The 16,425-nt window shown below is 48.8% G+C and carries 15 protein-coding genes and 1 pseudogene; 9 read left to right on the forward strand and 7 right to left on the reverse strand.

Annotation, left to right across the window (positions count from 1 at the left end; translation table 11 throughout):
* Nucleotides 1-35: 35 nt before the first annotated feature.
* The 3 genes and pseudogenes from NA624_RS02615 to NA624_RS02625 form a co-directional block, all read right to left on the reverse strand.
* Nucleotides 36-821: an OBAP family protein gene (locus NA624_RS02615; protein WP_000698605.1), complete on the reverse strand. Its 786-nt coding sequence runs from the start codon at nucleotides 819-821 to the stop codon at nucleotides 36-38.
* A 142-nt stretch (nucleotides 822-963) separates the two neighbouring features.
* A complete protein-coding gene (hdeB, locus tag NA624_RS02620; RefSeq protein WP_001032161.1) occupies nucleotides 964-1,293 on the reverse strand; it encodes an acid-activated periplasmic chaperone HdeB in 330 nt (109 codons plus the stop codon).
* Between the two features lie 234 nt (nucleotides 1,294-1,527).
* Nucleotides 1,528-1,760, reverse strand: a pseudogene (locus NA624_RS02625) (efflux RND transporter permease subunit); the annotation flags it as partial.
* Between the two features lie 300 nt (nucleotides 1,761-2,060).
* On the opposite strand from NA624_RS02625, the gene NA624_RS02630 reads away from it, so the two are divergent.
* Nucleotides 2,061-2,696, forward strand: coding sequence for a hypothetical protein (locus NA624_RS02630; RefSeq protein ID WP_000778345.1), 636 nt, complete (start codon nucleotides 2,061-2,063; stop codon nucleotides 2,694-2,696).
* A gap of 134 nt (nucleotides 2,697-2,830) precedes the next feature.
* Entirely contained in the window at nucleotides 2,831-3,742 is a 912-nt protein-coding gene (gene hlyE / locus NA624_RS02635) for a hemolysin HlyE (protein WP_001545517.1), read from the forward strand.
* Nucleotides 3,743-3,862: 120 nt separating this feature from the next.
* Here hlyE and NA624_RS02640 read toward each other — a convergent pair whose 3' ends face one another.
* The gene (locus NA624_RS02640) at nucleotides 3,863-4,294 is read right to left on the reverse strand and encodes an OsmC family protein (RefSeq protein ID WP_000152317.1); all 432 of its coding nucleotides are present in this window, start codon (nucleotides 4,292-4,294) and stop codon (nucleotides 3,863-3,865) included.
* Between the two features lie 511 nt (nucleotides 4,295-4,805).
* On the opposite strand from NA624_RS02640, the gene bdm reads away from it, so the two are divergent.
* The 4 genes from bdm to adhP all read left to right on the forward strand — a co-directional run bounded on the left by bdm (nucleotide 4,806) and on the right by adhP (nucleotide 8,425).
* On the forward strand, nucleotides 4,806-5,021 hold the full coding sequence (gene bdm, locus NA624_RS02645) for a biofilm-dependent modulation protein (protein WP_000495700.1): 216 nt from the start codon (nucleotides 4,806-4,808) through the stop codon (nucleotides 5,019-5,021).
* A gap of 94 nt (nucleotides 5,022-5,115) precedes the next feature.
* Nucleotides 5,116-5,259 (forward strand): stationary-phase-induced ribosome-associated protein, encoded by a 144-nt coding sequence (gene sra / locus NA624_RS02650; RefSeq protein ID WP_000841559.1) that lies wholly within the window; start codon nucleotides 5,116-5,118, stop codon nucleotides 5,257-5,259.
* 176 nt (nucleotides 5,260-5,435) lie between these two features.
* Nucleotides 5,436-7,133, forward strand: a complete 1,698-nt coding sequence (locus NA624_RS02655; RefSeq protein ID WP_000450511.1) for an NAD-dependent malic enzyme — start codon at nucleotides 5,436-5,438, stop codon at nucleotides 7,131-7,133.
* A gap of 281 nt (nucleotides 7,134-7,414) precedes the next feature.
* Entirely contained in the window at nucleotides 7,415-8,425 is a 1,011-nt protein-coding gene (adhP, locus tag NA624_RS02660; protein WP_000642447.1) for an alcohol dehydrogenase AdhP, read from the forward strand.
* A gap of 90 nt (nucleotides 8,426-8,515) precedes the next feature.
* Here the strand turns inward: adhP and fdnI are convergent, their stop codons facing one another.
* Genes fdnI through fdnG form a run of 3 tightly spaced genes read right to left on the reverse strand, consistent with a single transcriptional unit; the run spans nucleotide 8,516 to nucleotide 13,110 of the window.
* The gene (fdnI, locus tag NA624_RS02665) at nucleotides 8,516-9,172 is read right to left on the reverse strand and encodes a formate dehydrogenase-N subunit gamma (RefSeq protein ID WP_000045657.1); all 657 of its coding nucleotides are present in this window, start codon (nucleotides 9,170-9,172) and stop codon (nucleotides 8,516-8,518) included.
* Nucleotides 9,165-10,049, reverse strand: a complete 885-nt coding sequence (gene fdxH / locus NA624_RS02670; RefSeq protein ID WP_000061599.1) for a formate dehydrogenase subunit beta — start codon at nucleotides 10,047-10,049, stop codon at nucleotides 9,165-9,167. Before fdxH ends, fdnI begins: the two co-directional genes overlap by 8 nt.
* A gap of 13 nt (nucleotides 10,050-10,062) precedes the next feature.
* Nucleotides 10,063-13,110 carry a formate dehydrogenase-N subunit alpha gene (gene fdnG, locus NA624_RS02675; RefSeq protein ID WP_077905441.1) on the reverse strand — a complete coding sequence of 1,016 codons (3,048 nt, stop codon included), beginning with the start codon at nucleotides 13,108-13,110 and terminating at the stop codon, nucleotides 10,063-10,065.
* Nucleotides 13,111-13,387: 277 nt separating this feature from the next.
* Here fdnG and yddG point away from each other — a divergent pair, with 277 nt between their 5' ends.
* From yddG to NA624_RS02690, 3 genes are all read left to right on the forward strand, one after another.
* On the forward strand, nucleotides 13,388-14,269 hold the full coding sequence (gene yddG, locus NA624_RS02680; RefSeq protein WP_000203795.1) for an aromatic amino acid efflux DMT transporter YddG: 882 nt from the start codon (nucleotides 13,388-13,390) through the stop codon (nucleotides 14,267-14,269).
* 525 nt (nucleotides 14,270-14,794) lie between these two features.
* Nucleotides 14,795-15,883 (forward strand): porin OmpD, encoded by a 1,089-nt coding sequence (gene ompD / locus NA624_RS02685; protein WP_000769035.1) that lies wholly within the window; start codon nucleotides 14,795-14,797, stop codon nucleotides 15,881-15,883.
* A gap of 143 nt (nucleotides 15,884-16,026) precedes the next feature.
* On the forward strand, nucleotides 16,027-16,407 hold the full coding sequence (locus NA624_RS02690) for a GFA family protein (RefSeq protein ID WP_077905442.1): 381 nt from the start codon (nucleotides 16,027-16,029) through the stop codon (nucleotides 16,405-16,407).
* The last annotated feature ends 18 nt before the right edge of the window (nucleotides 16,408-16,425 follow it).

The raw sequence follows: 16,425 nt of genomic DNA on the forward strand, positions 1-16,425 counted from the left end.
CGTTCTTTTTCGTATCTGCGTGTAAAAGCGTGGAATTATTGTCGGGATTGCTCAGATGTACCGAAGTGCGCGGTATCGCCTCGCCCGTGTTCGCCAGCGCCCTGAACACGCTGTAGCTGGATAACCTCTCCCTGCTCCCAGGCGTTAGCCCCCTTGATAACGGGATGTTCAGGCAGATCCTGCCGCTCGCGTTTAATGGCCTGGGTATCAATTCCCAGACGGCGATCCCGATCGGCCAGCAGCGCGGGGTCAAGCTGCCCGTCGCCAGTAAAGCCCATCATCAGCGCAGGGATACCCATTGGCAGGGTTTTATCCCGGTCGGTATGCCAGGTGTGCCAGGTCTTGCCATAGGTATTAACAATCTTACTCATCAACGCCTTATCAGTGACCTGCGGTAAGCCAGGCGCCACCAGGCTACCGGATTTCACCTCGTACTGGTGGCTGTGCCACAGTTTTTTCTCCTCGGGAGGAAGCGTTTTAAATAAACGTTCGCTGATAATGTACTCCACCCCCATCAGGCGCGCGTTTTTCGTATTGCCGTCGTAAATCACCGCCTGCATGACATCTTCGTTCAGGACGGTAACGTAATGGTGCGCTTCCATCTGTCCGTTTTTATCACCGCTATAAAAATGGAACCCGTCAAGGTAGGTACTGATGGCATCGACAGGTGGTCTGGATTGAATAGCCGCCGCGCCTGTTTCCAGGGTACGTAATTTGGCAGATGTTTTTTCCCCGGGAATAGGCGTTTGCGGCGGCGTATTATTGGCGCCACATCCGGCCAGAAAAGGAATGATAAAGAGTGCCAGCGGTAAAATTTTCATTAGGTCTCCATATAGTGAAAGGGCTCTAATGAAAATAGTGCAATACCACGTGATTGGTAGAAGAAATGGAAGATGTTGTTTGTGACAGTGTCACAAATAGTAAAACCCGACACACAGGCCGGGTTTTGATATCAGTTTACTCTTATTTTGAGAGTTCTTTCTTGATTTCGTCTTTTATTTTGCTTAATTCACTCTGCGGGTTTTTCTTACAAAGCTCAACGGCTAGCGGCACTGCTGTCGTCTCAGTTTCCTGGAAATCAACGTAGTCCCCGCCTTTAAAATCTTCATCTTCATTCAGCACCCAGAAAGCGACTGGCGCCATCGTCTGCGGATTGAGGTCAACAAACTCCTGGCAGCTCATACCTTTAGGCGTAACGTTTGTTTTAGTAGTATCTGTTGCCGCATTCACGCTAACACTGGTTACCAGCGCTGCCACGATAATACCTGCTGTAGCAAGGGAGAATTTATTCATTGTTGTTGCTCCAATAATTATATAAATAACCTCTACATCTGCGCGTTAACCCGTTAATGTAGAACGCAGAAAATAATACCCCTCCTCTCTCAGGAATAAAGATCACCCTCCGTGATATGGCTATTATTGATATTTACGTTGACTGATTTTGATGTTTGATGAATAAAGCAACATGGCGAGCAGATTTTAGGGCGAAAAAGTAGACCACGACAATAGCAAATGACGAGGTATGCGCTACGTTGAGCTGATGAAAGAGAACTTCGCTCTGACATGCTGTCGCAATCGCGCCAGCCAGACACAAACGGTGGGCAGAACAAACATCGTAAACAGATTGCCTGTCAGCATTCCGGAGGCAACCACCAGCCCTGGCCAAAACGGCTTGCGGCGTCTACGCCGCTGGCGAACCCTATCAGGGCTAAACCAACCACTATTGCCCCGGTAGTCATCAGCACCGGGCGCAATCGGATCTACAATACAATTTCATAGCATTTACAGATAGTCGGACAATTTCAGGTTTCCGTAATCATAAAAAACACCTTTCGTACACAAACTGTATACTTCCAGTAGATTTATTGTTATTTAGCACTATAACTGCAAGCAGTTGAATCCAAAGGGTAATAATTCAGGCATTATTGGAAGGGTAATTTACATTATTAAGATAAATAAATGCTTATCGGTGAAGTGAGCGACGTTTAAGTTTTGTTGTAACCACGGCTTTATACTTTTTACGAGTGCTATTTTTTTTGGCTAATTAAAAGGTAAAGTTAATGAAACTATCCGTAACATTGGCGTTTTTCGGTTACATGATGGCATCCAGTTTAGCACAAGCTAGCGATATCAATATGTGGCGTGAACCCAAACCTGTTGTGAAAGAGGGTAAATATTACAGCTTAATCATGGATCGTGGCGAGTTGCAGAAAGCAGTAAAAAGCAGCAATAACAACTATCTCTTTTCCGAAAAAGGTGCAGGAGTGAAACCGCTGGTATTGATCGGCTCTCCGGTAGAGATTAGCGAATTTATGTTGCAAAATAAAACTCGCAGTATTGAAAACCACATTAAAGGTCTACCTGACATTTATATTGGAGTGACAAAATATAAACCCAAACAACGTTTTACCGGCTTATTTCCGCTGCAGGATATATTGACTCAAACTGTTGATCAGGTATCGAAATTTGTGCCCGGTACCGATATCACCGATGCGGTGGGAATCCCCGCCGACCTAAAAGCATTACAGCAAGCTATTTTGGCTATGAAGCCAAAAGATAAAACCAGCAACAATATACTGTACGTCAAATTTAGCTACTTACCGGAAGATGGGATGGTGAAAGTAGGAAGCAAAACAGTTTCTTTTGGTCGTATTCTGGAGAAAATGCAGCAGAGTAATCGTACCCTGCGTAGATAAGCAGGAAGTTGGCAGTATTTCCAGCTTCTGGAATGTTAACTTAAGCTACAAAAGCTGCCTGGAGGTAATAGGTAGAAATAAGTTATAAAACAATAGCTTAATTGCAATTTATATATTTAAAGAGGCAAATGATCATGACCGGAATATTTGCAGAACAAACTGTAGAGGTAGTTAAAAGCGCGATCGAAACCGCAGATGGGGCATTAGATCTTTATAACAAATACCTCGACCAGGTCATCCCCTGGAAGACCTTTGATGAAACCATAAAAGAGTTAAGCCGTTTTAAACAGGAGTACTCGCAGGCAGCTTCTGTTTTAGTTGGTGATATTAAAGTTTTGCTTATGGACAGCCAGGACAAGTATTTTGAAGCGACACAAACTGTTTATGAATGGTGTGGTGTCGTGACGCAATTACTCTCAGCGTATATTTTACTATTTGATGAATATAATGAGAAAAAAGCATCAGCCCAGAAAGATATTCTCATCAGGATATTAGATGATGGCGTCAATAAACTGAATGAAGCGCAAAAATCTCTCCTGGCAAGTTCACAAAGTTTCAACAACGCTTCCGGAAAACTGCTGGCATTAGATAGCCAGTTAACCAATGATTTCTCGGAAAAAAGTAGTTATTTCCAGTCACAGGTGGATAGAATTCGTAAGGAAGCTTATGCCGGTGCTGCTGCAGGCATAGTCGCCGGTCCATTTGGATTAATTATTTCCTATTCTATTGCTGCGGGCGTGATTGAAGGGAAATTGATTCCAGAATTGAATAACAGGCTAAAAGCAGTGCAAAATTTCTTTACTAGCTTATCGGCTACAGTGAAACAAGCGAATAAAGATATCGATGCGGCAAAATTGAAATTAGCCACTGAAATAGCAGCAATTGGGGAGATAAAAACGGAAACCGAAACAACCAGATTCTACGTTGATTATGATGATTTAATGCTTTCTTTACTAAAAGGAGCTGCAAAGAAAATGATTAACACCTGTAATGAATACCAACAAAGACACGGTAAGAAGACGCTTCTCGAGGTTCCTGACGTCTGATACTTTTTCATTCGCTCCGTGTACTTTTAACGCCCGATAGCGTGAAGAAAATGAGAGAGGGAGAAAAAGCGATATTCAACAGCCCGATAAACAAGAGTCGTTACCGGGCTGGCGGAGTTATCAGGCGTTAAGCTGGTAGTCGAGGGTGATTTCCGCATTCAGAACCTGCGATACCGGGCACCCGGCTTTTGCTTTCTGGATGATTTGATCGAAAGTTGAAGCATCAATATCTGCTACCGCGACTTTGCTTTGTAGCGCAATTTTGGTAATGGCGAAGCCCGCCTCCACCTTATCAAGCGATACGTCAGCGGTGGTGTCAATGGATGTCGGCGTAAATCCAGCCTCTCCCAGCATGAGTGATAGTGCCATGGAGAAACAGGCCGCATGTGCGGCGCCAATTAACTCTTCCGGGTTGGTCCCCTGCGCGCCTTCGAACCGGGTATTGAATCCATACGGTTGTTGATTAAGCACGCCGCTTTCTGTTGATACGGTACCTTTACCCCGTTTGATGCCGCCTTCCCAGTGTGCCTGACCTTTCTTATGGATTGTCATTTTTGCTCTCCTGTTGGCTCAAAAAATAAAGTATAGACCATGCTGCTAATCTGCGTTGTCCATGCCGATGGATGTAGCATGTTGTCAATTACCCGCACTTCAGATATAGAAAATAGTTGTATGCTTTTTCAGTGATGGATATTAAATCAACAGGCCTCCCTTTCTTTAAAGAATATATCCCTCCTTTTATCCTTACGTTTTCTTCCGGAAGCGTATTCCACTATGTTTATTTTTATTCAAATTAAGATTTGTCTTATCTCGTTGTAATAAAAGATAAAAATCGCAATAAGTAGCCTTTTAAATGTATATTAATTGACCACTATTTGTATGAGGATATGTAATTGGCAAACGTAATATATTTTCTTCTGGGGTAAACAATTAGAGTTCCGCCTTGCGTTAAAATAACTCCAGGACTAATCTTAACCACAGCCGCAAAAATATTTGCCATGCTGAATACGAATTAATTTTCTGCGAGCCGTACTAAATAAATACATGTTCACGGAGGCATTATATGTTTACTTATCACTCAGCAAATACCTCAGCAGCACAACCGGCCCTGGTCAACGCGATTGAACAAGGATTACGCGCGGAGTTAGGCGTTGTCACTGAAGATGATATTTTAATGGAGCTGACCAAATGGGTTGAGGCTTCCGACAATGACATCCTCAGTGACATCTACCAGCAGACCATCAACTATGTGGTAAGCGGGCAGCACCCTACTCTGTAAAACCTGCTATGCTGTATCGGCAACCTTAGGGGTTACGTTTCTTTCGCGTAAGCGAATTTGTCCTTAAAACTAGCAACAGGATTGAGGAGTTAACATGAAATCGAACCGTCAAGCTCGTCATATACTTGGACTGGATTACAGAATTTCCAACCAGCGTAAGGTTGTTACTGAAGGCGACACCAGCAGCGTGGTGAATAACCCAACCGGCAGAAAGCGCCGCGCCGATAGCCAAAAGTAATCGTACAGTCCTGAAATGACGTTAAACACCATTGCATCTGCAATGGTGTTTTTGTTTATAGGAATGACCTTAACGTCTCACAATGCTTTATACTCAGGGTCGGTTCCCTGGTGGAAGGCAATATATGATGATAAACGACGGTGCCAGGGACAGTTATTCGAAAAAGAGTGAGTAACATGGAAACTACAACCAAGAAAGCACGTTCCCTTTATATCCCTTACGCTGGCCCTGTATTGCTGGAATTCCCCCTGTTAAACAAAGGCAGCGCTTTTAGCGTAGAAGAGCGCCGCAACTTCAATTTGTCAGGGCTGCTGCCGGAGGTCGTCGAGTCGATTGAAGAACAGGCCGAACGCGCCTGGCTCCAGTATCAGGGGTTTAAAACAGAAATCGATAAGCATATTTACCTGCGTAACATCCAGGATACCAACGAAACGCTCTTTTATCGACTGGTGCAAAACCATCTTGAAGAGATGATGCCGGTTATCTATACCCCGACCGTGGGCGCGGCCTGTGAGCGCTTCTCTGAGATTTATCGCCGGGCGCGCGGCGTATTTATCTCTTATCCGAACCGTCACAATATGGACGACATTTTGCAGAATGTGCCTAACCACAACATTAAAGTTATTGTGGTGACGGATGGCGAGCGGATTCTGGGGCTTGGCGATCAGGGCATCGGCGGGATGGGGATCCCTATCGGTAAGCTGTCATTATACACCGCCTGCGGCGGCATTAGTCCGGCCTATACCCTTCCCGTTGTGCTGGATGTCGGCACCAACAATCAACAGTTACTCAACGATCCGCTTTACATGGGCTGGCGTCATCCGCGCATTACCGACGATGAGTATTATGCGTTTGTCGATGAGTTTATTCAGGCCGTTAAGCAGCGCTGGCCAGATATCCTGCTACAGTTTGAAGATTTCGCGCAGAAAAACGCAATGCCGCTGTTGACGCGCTATCGTGATGAGATTTGCTCCTTTAACGATGATATTCAGGGCACCGCAGCCGTGACCGTCGGTACGTTGATCGCCGCCAGCCGCGCTGCCGGCAGTCAGCTTAGCGAGCAGAAAATCGTTTTTCTCGGCGCGGGTTCCGCCGGATGTGGGATTGCTGAACAAATCATCGCGCAGACTCAGCGTGAAGGTTTAAGCGAAGACGCCGCTCGACAGAACGTTTTTATGGTCGATCGCTTCGGCCTGTTGACGGACCGGATGCCTAATTTATTGCCGTTCCAGGCAAAACTGGTGCAGAAATGCGACAATCTCCAGCACTGGGATACCGAAAATGACGTGCTGTCGCTGCTGGATGTGGTGCGTAACGTGAAGCCGGATATTCTGATCGGGGTTTCCGGCCAGACCGGGCTCTTTACTGAAGAGATCATCCGCGAGATGCATAAGCATTGCCCTCGCCCGATCGTCATGCCGCTCTCTAATCCCACCTCTCGCGTGGAGGCCACGCCACAGGACATTATCGCCTGGACGGAAGGCAACGCGCTGGTGGCAACCGGCAGCCCATTCTCGCCGGTCATCTGGAAAGATAAGGTTTATCCGATCGCACAATGTAATAACGCCTATATTTTCCCCGGCATCGGCCTGGGGGTTATCGCTTCCGGCGCATCGCGCATTACTGATGAAATGCTGATGTCAGCCAGTGAGACGCTGGCGAAACATTCTCCGCTGGTGAATAACGGCGAAGGATTAGTGTTGCCAGCGCTTAAGGACATCCAGGTCGTGTCGCGCGCTATCGCTTTTGCCGTAGGCAAAATGGCGCAGCAACAAGGCGTAGCGGTGAAAACCTCAGCGGAAGCGCTGCAACAGGCGATTGACGATAACTTCTGGAAACCGGAATACCGCGACTACCGTCGGACTTCCATTTAATACGTACCCGGCGGTGAATGCCGCCGGATATCACTTTCTTCTTTAGTTTTGGTGAATCTGTCGACACCCCTGAATTCCTTTCCCTGCTTATTTGTCAAGCTACTAATATTAGCCACCTTTATGTATTGAACGGGGATTTATCAGGATAATCCTGGCTAAACTATTACATTGTATTTCTGCCGCCTTGCATAACTCATCAGAAATATTAATCCTAAAGAGGTAATAGCACCTTACCTGCTATTACCTGCTATGCAGTTCACTATTAATAAAAGGAGAAGGTTATGAAAGCTGCTGTTGTCACACAAGATCATCAGGTTGATGTTACTGAGAAAACGCTGCGTCCCCTTCGCCACGGTGAAGCTTTGCTAAAAATGGAGTGCTGCGGCGTATGCCATACCGATCTACACGTGAAAAACGGAGATTTCGGTGACAAAACCGGCGTCATTCTGGGACACGAAGGCATTGGCGTCGTGGCGGAAGTCGGTCCTGGTGTCACCTCGCTGAAACCCGGCGATCGCGCGAGTGTCGCGTGGTTTTATGAAGGATGCGGACACTGTGAGTATTGCAATACGGGCAATGAAACCTTATGCCGCAACGTGAAAAATGCCGGTTACACGGTAGATGGCGGCATGGCCGAAGAGTGTATTGTCGTCGCGGATTATGCGGTGAAAGTACCGGAAGGTCTGGACTCTGCGGCGGCAAGTAGTATTACCTGCGCGGGCGTTACCACCTATAAAGCGGTGAAGATTTCTCATATTAAACCTGGCCAGTGGATTGCCATCTACGGTCTGGGCGGTCTGGGTAATCTGGCCTTGCAGTACGCGAAAAACGTCTTCAATGCGAAAGTGATCGCCATTGATGTCAATGATGGACAACTGAAACTGGCCGAGGAAATGGGCGCAGATCTGACCATTAATTCACGCACGGAAGATGCGGCTAAAATTGTGCAGGAAAAAACCGGTGGCGCGCACGCAGCGGTGGTTACCGCGGTCGCTAAGGCGGCGTTTAATTCCGCAGTAGATGCCGTTCGCGCCGGAGGTCGCGTGGTGGCAGTCGGGCTGCCGCCAGAAGCCATGAACCTTGATATCCCTCGCCTGGTGCTGGATGGCATTCAGGTTGTCGGTTCGTTGGTGGGGACACGCCAGGATCTGACCGAAGCCTTCCAGTTCGCGGCGGAAGGAAAAGTCGTACCAAAAGTCGCTTTACGTCCGCTTGAAGATATCAACGTTATTTTTAAAGAGATGGAACAAGGGCAAATTCGTGGCCGTATGGTCATCGATTTCCGTCGTTAAACGATTTGCTGCGGTCGTCTGAGTATACAGACAGCAGATGAAAACAAGGCGCTACGAGGATAGCGCCTTGTTTATCAGATCGCGAAAGAATTACTGAATACCTTCTTCGCTCTCTTTTTTTGCTTCCGCCTTCTCGATTTCACGATACCAGCGTGGATGATGTTTCTTCGCCCAGCGACGGCTGACCTTCCCTTCGATCATGCCTTTAATCGAGCCTTTCACCCAAAATGCCATATACATATGGATGAGGATCGCGTGCATTAAAATAATGCCCGCCGCCGCATGAATTAACAGGCTATAACGCACCACCTGCATGGGGAAATACTGCGCGAAATACGGACGCCAGATAATCACGCCAGTCACCAGCAGCACAAAAATCATGCTCATAATGGACCAGAACATCATCTTCTGTCCGGCATTGTATTTGCCGACATCCGCCACCTTATGCTCATTGCCTTTCAATACTTCGACAATATTTTTCAGCCACGGAATGTCTTTTTTATCCGGGATGTTGTGGTGGACGAAACGCACGAACATAAACATCAGCGCGATGAAGATGGCAATACCGAAGAACGGGTGCAAAATCCGTCCCATCTGCGGCGTGCCAAAGGTTTGCGTCAGCCATTGTAGCGTCGGGAAGAAAAACGAAATCCCCGACAGCGCTACCAGGAAGAAGCAGATCACCACCGTCCAGTGACAGGCGCGGTCGACAAATTTCGTGCGCACAATCATTTTCGACTTACTCATGATGATCCTCCTCATCGTCGTCCGTTTCTTTATTCGGGCCAATACCGATGTAGTGGTAAATCAGACCGGCGAAAGTGGCGATGAAGCCCGCTGCGGCCAGCGGTTTTAGCGCCCCTTTCCACAGATTGATTGAGGTATCGATCTGCGGATCTTTCGGCAAGCCGTGGTACAACTCCGGCTGGTTGGCATGGTGCAGCACATACATGACGTGCGTACCGCCGACGCCCTGCGGGTTGTAGATACCGGCATGTTCAAAGCCACGCGCTTTTAACTTCTCCACGCGTTGCTCACCCAGTTCCAGCATCTCTTTTTTGGTGCCGAAGTGAATAGCCCCGGTCGGACAAGTTTTGACGCAGGCCGGTTCCTGGCCCACGCTGACGCGATCGACGCAGAGCGTACATTTATAAACGCGGTTGTCCTCTTTGTTGAGGCGCGGAATATTAAACGGACACCCGGCGATACAGTAACCACAGCCGATACAGTGTTCAGATTGAAAATCAACAATCCCGTTCGCGTACTGGATGATAGCCCCGGCAGATGGACAGGCTTTAAGACAGCCTGGATCTTCACAGTGCATACAACCATCTTTACGAATCAGCCACTCCAGCTTGCCGTTCTGCTCGGTTTCGGTAAAGCGCATCACCGTCCAGGACTTGGCGCTGAGATCGGCAGGGTTATCGTACACCCCGACACAATGACCAACGTTATCGCGAATATCGTTCCACTCAGAACAGGCTACCTGGCAGGCTTTACAGCCGACACAGGAGGAGACGTCGATCAGTTTCGCGACTTCGGCTTTGTAATCACGCGCCTGTGGAGGCGGCGTGATGGCGTTTGTTGCGGACCGTTTAATAATGTCCTGCGTTTCCATAGACATATGTTCGCCTCCCTTACGCCTTCTCGATGTTAACTAAAAACGCTTTGTATTCCGGCGTTTGCGAGTTGGCATCACCGACATTTGGCGTCAGAGTATTGGCGATATAGCCTTTGCGCGCGACACCCTCAAAGCCCCAGTGAATCGGGATCCCCACCGTTTCAACCTGCTGACCGTTGACATGCAGGGTGCGAAGACGACGAGTTACCACCGCGACCGCGCGAATAAACCCGCGTTTACTGCTCACCTTCACATAGTCGCCGTTAGCAATACCTTTCGCTGCCGCCAGCGTCTCACTGATCTCCACAAACTGTTCCGGCTGAGCGATAGCGTTAAGTAGCGCATGTTTGGTCCAGGTATGGAAATGCTCTGTGAGGCGGTAAGTCGTGCCCACGTACGGAAACTGCTCCTTCTTACCCATACGCAGCGCATCTTCTTCATACAGACGCGCCGCCGGGTTCGAGACCACATTCGGGTGCAGCGGGTTAGTGCCCAGCGGCGTTTCCATCGGCTCGTAGTGCTCAGGGAACGGTCCTTCCGCCATCTTATCAATAGCAAACAGACGTCCCAGCCCTTCCGACTGCATGATAAACGGATTGGTCCCGCTCCCCGGCGCCGCGTTGTTAAAGTCCGGAATATCGTTCCCTGTCCACTTCGCGCCGTTCCACTGGATCAGCATCCGTTTTGGATCCCACGGTTTACCCTGCGGATCCGCCGAAGCGCGGTTATACAATACGCGACGGTTTAGCGGCCACGCCCACGCCCAACCCAGTGTATTGCCAAGCCCTGACGGGTCGGCGTTATCACGTCTGGACATCTGGTTGCCCTGCTCCGTCCAGCTACCGGTATAAATCCAGCAGGAGGAGGATGTCGTACCGTCATCGCGCAGTAATGCAAAACTGCTCAACAACTGGCCTTTCCTGGCAAGCAGTGTACCGTTGGCGTCATAGAGATCTTCCAGCGCATAGCCGTTGTTCTCTTTCGCCACTTCTTCCGAATGCGGTTCATCCGGCTGCTTGTAGTTCCAGCTCATCTTCAATAGTGGTTCGGCGCCTTTACCGCCTTCTGCGCGATACATTTCACGCAGACGATGGTAAATACCGGCCAGAATCTCGCCGTCGTTACGCGCTTCGCCCGGCGCGTCCTGACCCTTCCAGTGCCACTGTAGCCAGCGACCGGAGTTAGCGATAGAGCCATCCTCTTCCGCAAAACAGGTAGACGGCAGACGGAAGACTTCGGTCTGAATCGTTGTCGGATCGACATCGTTAGATTCGCCGTGGTTCTGCCAGAATGTTGACGTTTCAGTCACCAGCGGATCGATAACGACCAGATACTTCAATTTGCTTAAGCTTTGCACCACTTTGTTTTTGTCCGGGAAGGACGCCACCGGGTTAAAGCCCTGACAGAAATAGCCGGTGACTTTCCCGCTATCCATCATGTTGAAATATTTGATCACGTCATAGGACTGATCCCACTTAGGCAGCCAGGCAAAACCCCAGTCATTCTCTTTCTGCGCCGCATCGCCATAGAAAGATTTCATCAGGCTGACGAAGAACTTAGGATAATTACCCCAGTAGTTGACCTGATCGGCCAGCGTCGCTTTGGGGGTATTCGCGGCCAGATAAGTTTGCAGATCGGCCTGTTTTTCTGACGGTAGCGTCAGGTAACCCGGCAGGCTGGTGGAGAGCAGTCCTAAATCCGTTAAGCCCTGAATATTAGAGTGGCCGCGCAAGGCGTTCACACCGCCGCCAGCCATCCCCATATTGCCGAGCAGCAACTGGATCATCGCCATGGTACGGATGTTCTGCGCCCCGACGGTATGTTGCGTCCAGCCCAGCGCATACAGGAAGGTGGTAGTGCGATCCGGAACGCTGGTAGAGGCCAACACCTCACACACCTTCAGGAAGTCCGCTTTCGGCGTACCGCAGATGTTTTCCACGACGTCCGGCGTATAGCGCGAAACGTGCTGCTTCAGCAGATTCCACACACAGCGTGGGTGCGTCAACGTTTCATCACGTTTGGCATAGCCGTTTTCATCGAACTGGTAGTTCCAGGAGGATTTATCGTACTGACGCTTTTGGGCGTCATAGCCGCTGAAAAGACCGTCATCAAAGGCAAAATCATCCCGCACCAGCAGGCTGGCGTTGGTGTAATGCTTAACGTACTCAGCGTTGATTTTGTTATTTTCGATCAGGTACAGCAACACGCCGGACAGAAAGGTAATGTCTGTACCGGAACGTATTGGCGCATAGATATCCGCCACCGACGCCGTACGTGTAAAGCGTGGATCAACGACAATCAGCGTCGCATCGTTATTGTTTTTCGCTTCCATCGCCCAGCGGAAACCCACCGGATGCGCTTCTGCGGCATTGCCGCCCATCACCATAACGACGTTGGCGTTTTTAATATCCACCCAGTGGTTGGTCATCGCACCGCGACCAAATGTTGGAGCAAGACTTGCTACCGTTGGTCCGTGTCAGACGCGCGCCTGGTTATCTACCGCCAGCATACCGAGAGAACGGGCAAACTTCTGCGTCAGCATACCCGTTTCATTGCTGGCCGCCGAGGCGCACAGCATCCCGGTAGAGAGCCACCGGTTAACCGTGACGCCCTGCTCATTCTTTTCAATAAAGTTGGCGTCACGGTCGGCTTTCATTAATTTAGCAATACGAGTGAAAGCGTCATCCCAGCTAATGCGCTGCCACTTGTCGGAACCCGGCGCGCGGTATTCCGGATAGCGTAGGCGATCTTCACTGTGAACATAATCCAGCAAACCGGCCCCTTTCGGGCACAGCGCGCCACGGCTTACCGGATGATCCGGGTCGCCTTCAATATGGTAAATCGCTTCTTTCGCGTTTTTTGCCCCATCTCCCAGGCTATACATTAATAGCCCGCAACCTACGGAACAGTATGTGCAGGAGTTACGGATCTCTTTTGCGCGCAACAGCTTATAGTTTCGCGCCTGAGCCAGGGCCATTTTAGGGGTAAAACCCAGTGCGGCCACCGTTGTTCCCGCCATACCGCCCGCGCAGATTTTAAAAAATTGTCTGCGGCTGACGTCCATTGCTTTCCTCTTTTTTCCACGGATGCACGCCTCCTTCGAACTGCATCAAAACCTCAGTCCAGGATGCGTGTATAACTTCGCGAGGAAACTAACAGCAAAATCGATAACTTTTTTGCGTCAAATCAATATTGAAACGGTTCCGCTATTAAATAGCCCTATTTTTAAACTGCAATAACTCCAGGGAGGTACTAAAAAATGACACTGCATGGCATCGCCCTCGGAAAAAGTGCTATAAGTGGCAGTTTATTTTGCGCGGTATTCAGGACAGTCACAAAGCATGACATCACAAAAAGCAACGCTAATAGGGCTTGTTGCCATCGTTCTGTGGAGCACGATGGTTGGGTTAATTCGCGGCGTCAGCGAAGGTCTCGGACCGGTAGGCGGCGCAGCCATGATCTATTCATTAAGCGGCCTGCTGCTGATTTTTACCGTCGGATTACCTGATATCCGTCGTTTCCCGGGGCGATACCTCATCGCAGGCAGCGTACTGTTTGTCAGTTATGAAATATGCCTGGCGCTTTCTCTCGGTTATGCCGCCACTCGCCATCAGGCTATCGAAGTCGGCATGGTTAACTATTTATGGCCCAGCCTGACCATTCTGTTTGCCATTCTTTTTAACGGGCAAAAAACTAACTGGCTTATTGTGCCTGGATTGCTTATTGCACTTACTGGCGTTTGCTGGGTTCTGGGGGGCGAGAATGGTCTTAATCCAGGAGAAATTATCAGCAATGTCGCCACCAGTCCGCTAAGTTATTTACTGGCATTTCTTGGGGCGTTTATATGGGCGACATACTGCACGGTCACCAATAAATATGCGCGTGGTTTTAACGGTATCACCGTCTTTGTGTTACTCACCGCCGTGGCGCTGTGGTTCCACTATTTTCTTACTCCGCAACCTGCCATGATATTTAGCCTACCGGTGATTGCTAAACTTTTTACCGCGGCATTAACGTTAGGGTTTGCCTACGCCGCATGGAATGTGGGCATACTTCATGGCAATGTGACTATCATGGCCGTAGGGTCCTATTTTACCCCCGTCATGTCCTCTGCTCTGGCAGCGCTGTTACTCAGCTCACCACTGTCATTCTCCTTCTGGCAAGGCGCAGTCATGGTTTGCGTAGGTTCGCTACTTTGTTGGCTGGCAACGCGGCGGCGCTAATAGCGACGGGCGGGCCGATGTTGATATTAAATCGACCCGCTGCACCTTGACACTCTTCATAACACAACTACGCTTTTATCTATCGCCTGTGTGTATTTGACGATTTTTCATTTTCACGTGCTCCCCCTGCGCCATACCAGGATGCGCTGGTAAAAAATACGGATTTTATAAAATCGTTAAATATGTTAATGTGATGATATAATTTTATTAACAAATATATAATTAACGCTAGCTGGCAACTGTATTAGTGCATATAATAATCAGTCGTTACTACCAAAAATAAAACCATAAACAGCCCAATAGTCCCATCCGAAAATATATCTTATTAGACAGTCCCTATTTAAATTAATACTCTCAAATGTATTAAGGAGATCTCGATCACACAAATTAAAATAATTTGTAATCTTATGAAACTTATTATTGAACTTATGCCACTCCGTCATTTAAAAATAGTCTGCCATTGACAAACGCCTCGTTTAACAATGGTTGAGGAAACACGCTAAGAAAATTATAAGGATTATTAAAATGAAACTTAAGTTAGTGGCAGTGGCAGTGACTTCCCTGTTGGCAGCAGGCGTTGTAAATGCAGCCGAGGTATATAACAAAGACGGCAATAAACTGGATCTGTACGGTAAAGTTCACGCTCAGCATTATTTCTCTGATGATAACGGAAGTGATGGTGACAAAACTTACGCGCGTCTGGGCTTTAAAGGCGAAACGCAGATCAACGATCAGTTAACCGGTTTTGGCCAGTGGGAATATGAATTCAAAGGCAACCGTACTGAAAGCCAGGGCGCTGACAAAGACAAAACCCGTCTGGCGTTTGCTGGTCTGAAATTCGCTGACTACGGTTCTTTCGACTACGGTCGTAACTACGGCGTTGCTTACGACATCGGCGCATGGACCGACGTTCTGCCAGAGTTTGGTGGCGATACCTGGACTCAGACTGACGTCTTCATGACTGGCCGTACTACTGGTGTTGCCACCTACCGTAACACTGACTTCTTTGGCCTGGTTGAAGGTCTGAACTTTGCCGCGCAGTACCAGGGCAAAAATGACCGTGACGGCGCGTACGAGTCTAACGGCGACGGTTTCGGTCTGTCCGCAACGTATGAGTACGAAGGTTTTGGCGTAGGTGCGGCCTATGCGAAGTCTGACCGTACTAACAACCAGGTGAAAGCAGCGAGTAACCTGAATGCTGCGGGTAAAAACGCTGAAGTCTGGGCTGCTGGTCTGAAATATGATGCGAACAACATCTACCTGGCGACCACCTACTCCGAAACGCTGAACATGACCACCTTCGGTGAAGATGCAGCGGGTGATGCGTTTATCGCGAATAAAACCCAGAACTTCGAAGCGGTTGCTCAGTATCAGTTCGACTTCGGTCTGCGTCCGTCCATCGCTTACCTGAAATCCAAAGGTAAAAACCTGGGTACTTACGGCGACCAGGATCTGGTTGAGTACATCGATGTCGGTGCTACCTACTACTTCAACAAAAACATGTCCACCTTCGTTGATTACAAAATCAACCTGCTGGACGACAGCGATTTCACCAAAGCGGCTAAAGTGTCTACTGACAACATCGTTGCTGTTGGTCTGAACTACCAGTTCTAATTTTGTTGTAGTCTGAATACAAAGCCAGTCCTTTCAGGGCTGGCTTTTTCTCTTGATGTAGACTCGGTCATAAGGAGTATGCCGTGCAGACGTTCACTGGTCGTTGTCTTTGCGGACAGAGCCATTTTACCGTTGACGTCGAAATGCTGGATGTCTATGCCTGCCATTGTACGCTGTGTCAAAAATGGTCGGGTGGAATAGCCATGTATCTGGAAGCCTGCGGGCAACCACAGCTAGACCCCCTTTCCCCGGAACCGCCATACTTTTCATCCTCTTCACGCGGCGAACGCTACTTCTGTTCCGGCTGCGGGTGTCCGCTGTGGTTTCGGCTTACCGATACCGATCGCTATTTTATTCCCTGGACCTTACTGGAACTGAACGAAGTTGATCGCCGTCGGCTGATTCTGGCTGCGGAAATTTATACCGAAACCCAGCCTGCTTTCTGGCGACTGACGGGGCAATACGCACGCCTCAGCGGTAAAGAGGTTGAGGAAATGGACTCCCCCTGCCAGCTAGCGCATTAAGCGCTTATCTCACCAGGC

The organism is Salmonella sp. NW38 (assembly GCF_051807745.1).
Classification (GTDB): domain Bacteria; phylum Pseudomonadota; class Gammaproteobacteria; order Enterobacterales; family Enterobacteriaceae; genus Salmonella; species Salmonella enterica.

Coding starts and splice junctions, on each gene's coding strand:
- NA624_RS02615 (WP_000698605.1), bottom strand. CDS start 821: ATGAAAATTTTACCGCTGGCACTCTTTATCATTCCTTTTCTGGCCGGA.
- hdeB (WP_001032161.1), bottom strand. CDS start 1,293: ATGAATAAATTCTCCCTTGCTACAGCAGGTATTATCGTGGCAGCGCTG.
- NA624_RS02630 (WP_000778345.1), top strand. CDS start 2,061: ATGAAACTATCCGTAACATTGGCGTTTTTCGGTTACATGATGGCATCC.
- hlyE (WP_001545517.1), top strand. CDS start 2,831: ATGACCGGAATATTTGCAGAACAAACTGTAGAGGTAGTTAAAAGCGCG.
- NA624_RS02640 (WP_000152317.1), bottom strand. CDS start 4,294: ATGACAATCCATAAGAAAGGTCAGGCACACTGGGAAGGCGGCATCAAA.
- bdm (WP_000495700.1), top strand. CDS start 4,806: ATGTTTACTTATCACTCAGCAAATACCTCAGCAGCACAACCGGCCCTG.
- sra (WP_000841559.1), top strand. CDS start 5,116: ATGAAATCGAACCGTCAAGCTCGTCATATACTTGGACTGGATTACAGA.
- NA624_RS02655 (WP_000450511.1), top strand. CDS start 5,436: ATGGAAACTACAACCAAGAAAGCACGTTCCCTTTATATCCCTTACGCT.
- adhP (WP_000642447.1), top strand. CDS start 7,415: ATGAAAGCTGCTGTTGTCACACAAGATCATCAGGTTGATGTTACTGAG.
- fdnI (WP_000045657.1), bottom strand. CDS start 9,172: ATGAGTAAGTCGAAAATGATTGTGCGCACGAAATTTGTCGACCGCGCC.
- fdxH (WP_000061599.1), bottom strand. CDS start 10,049: ATGTCTATGGAAACGCAGGACATTATTAAACGGTCCGCAACAAACGCC.
- yddG (WP_000203795.1), top strand. CDS start 13,388: ATGACATCACAAAAAGCAACGCTAATAGGGCTTGTTGCCATCGTTCTG.
- ompD (WP_000769035.1), top strand. CDS start 14,795: ATGAAACTTAAGTTAGTGGCAGTGGCAGTGACTTCCCTGTTGGCAGCA.
- NA624_RS02690 (WP_077905442.1), top strand. CDS start 16,027: ATGCTGGATGTCTATGCCTGCCATTGTACGCTGTGTCAAAAATGGTCG.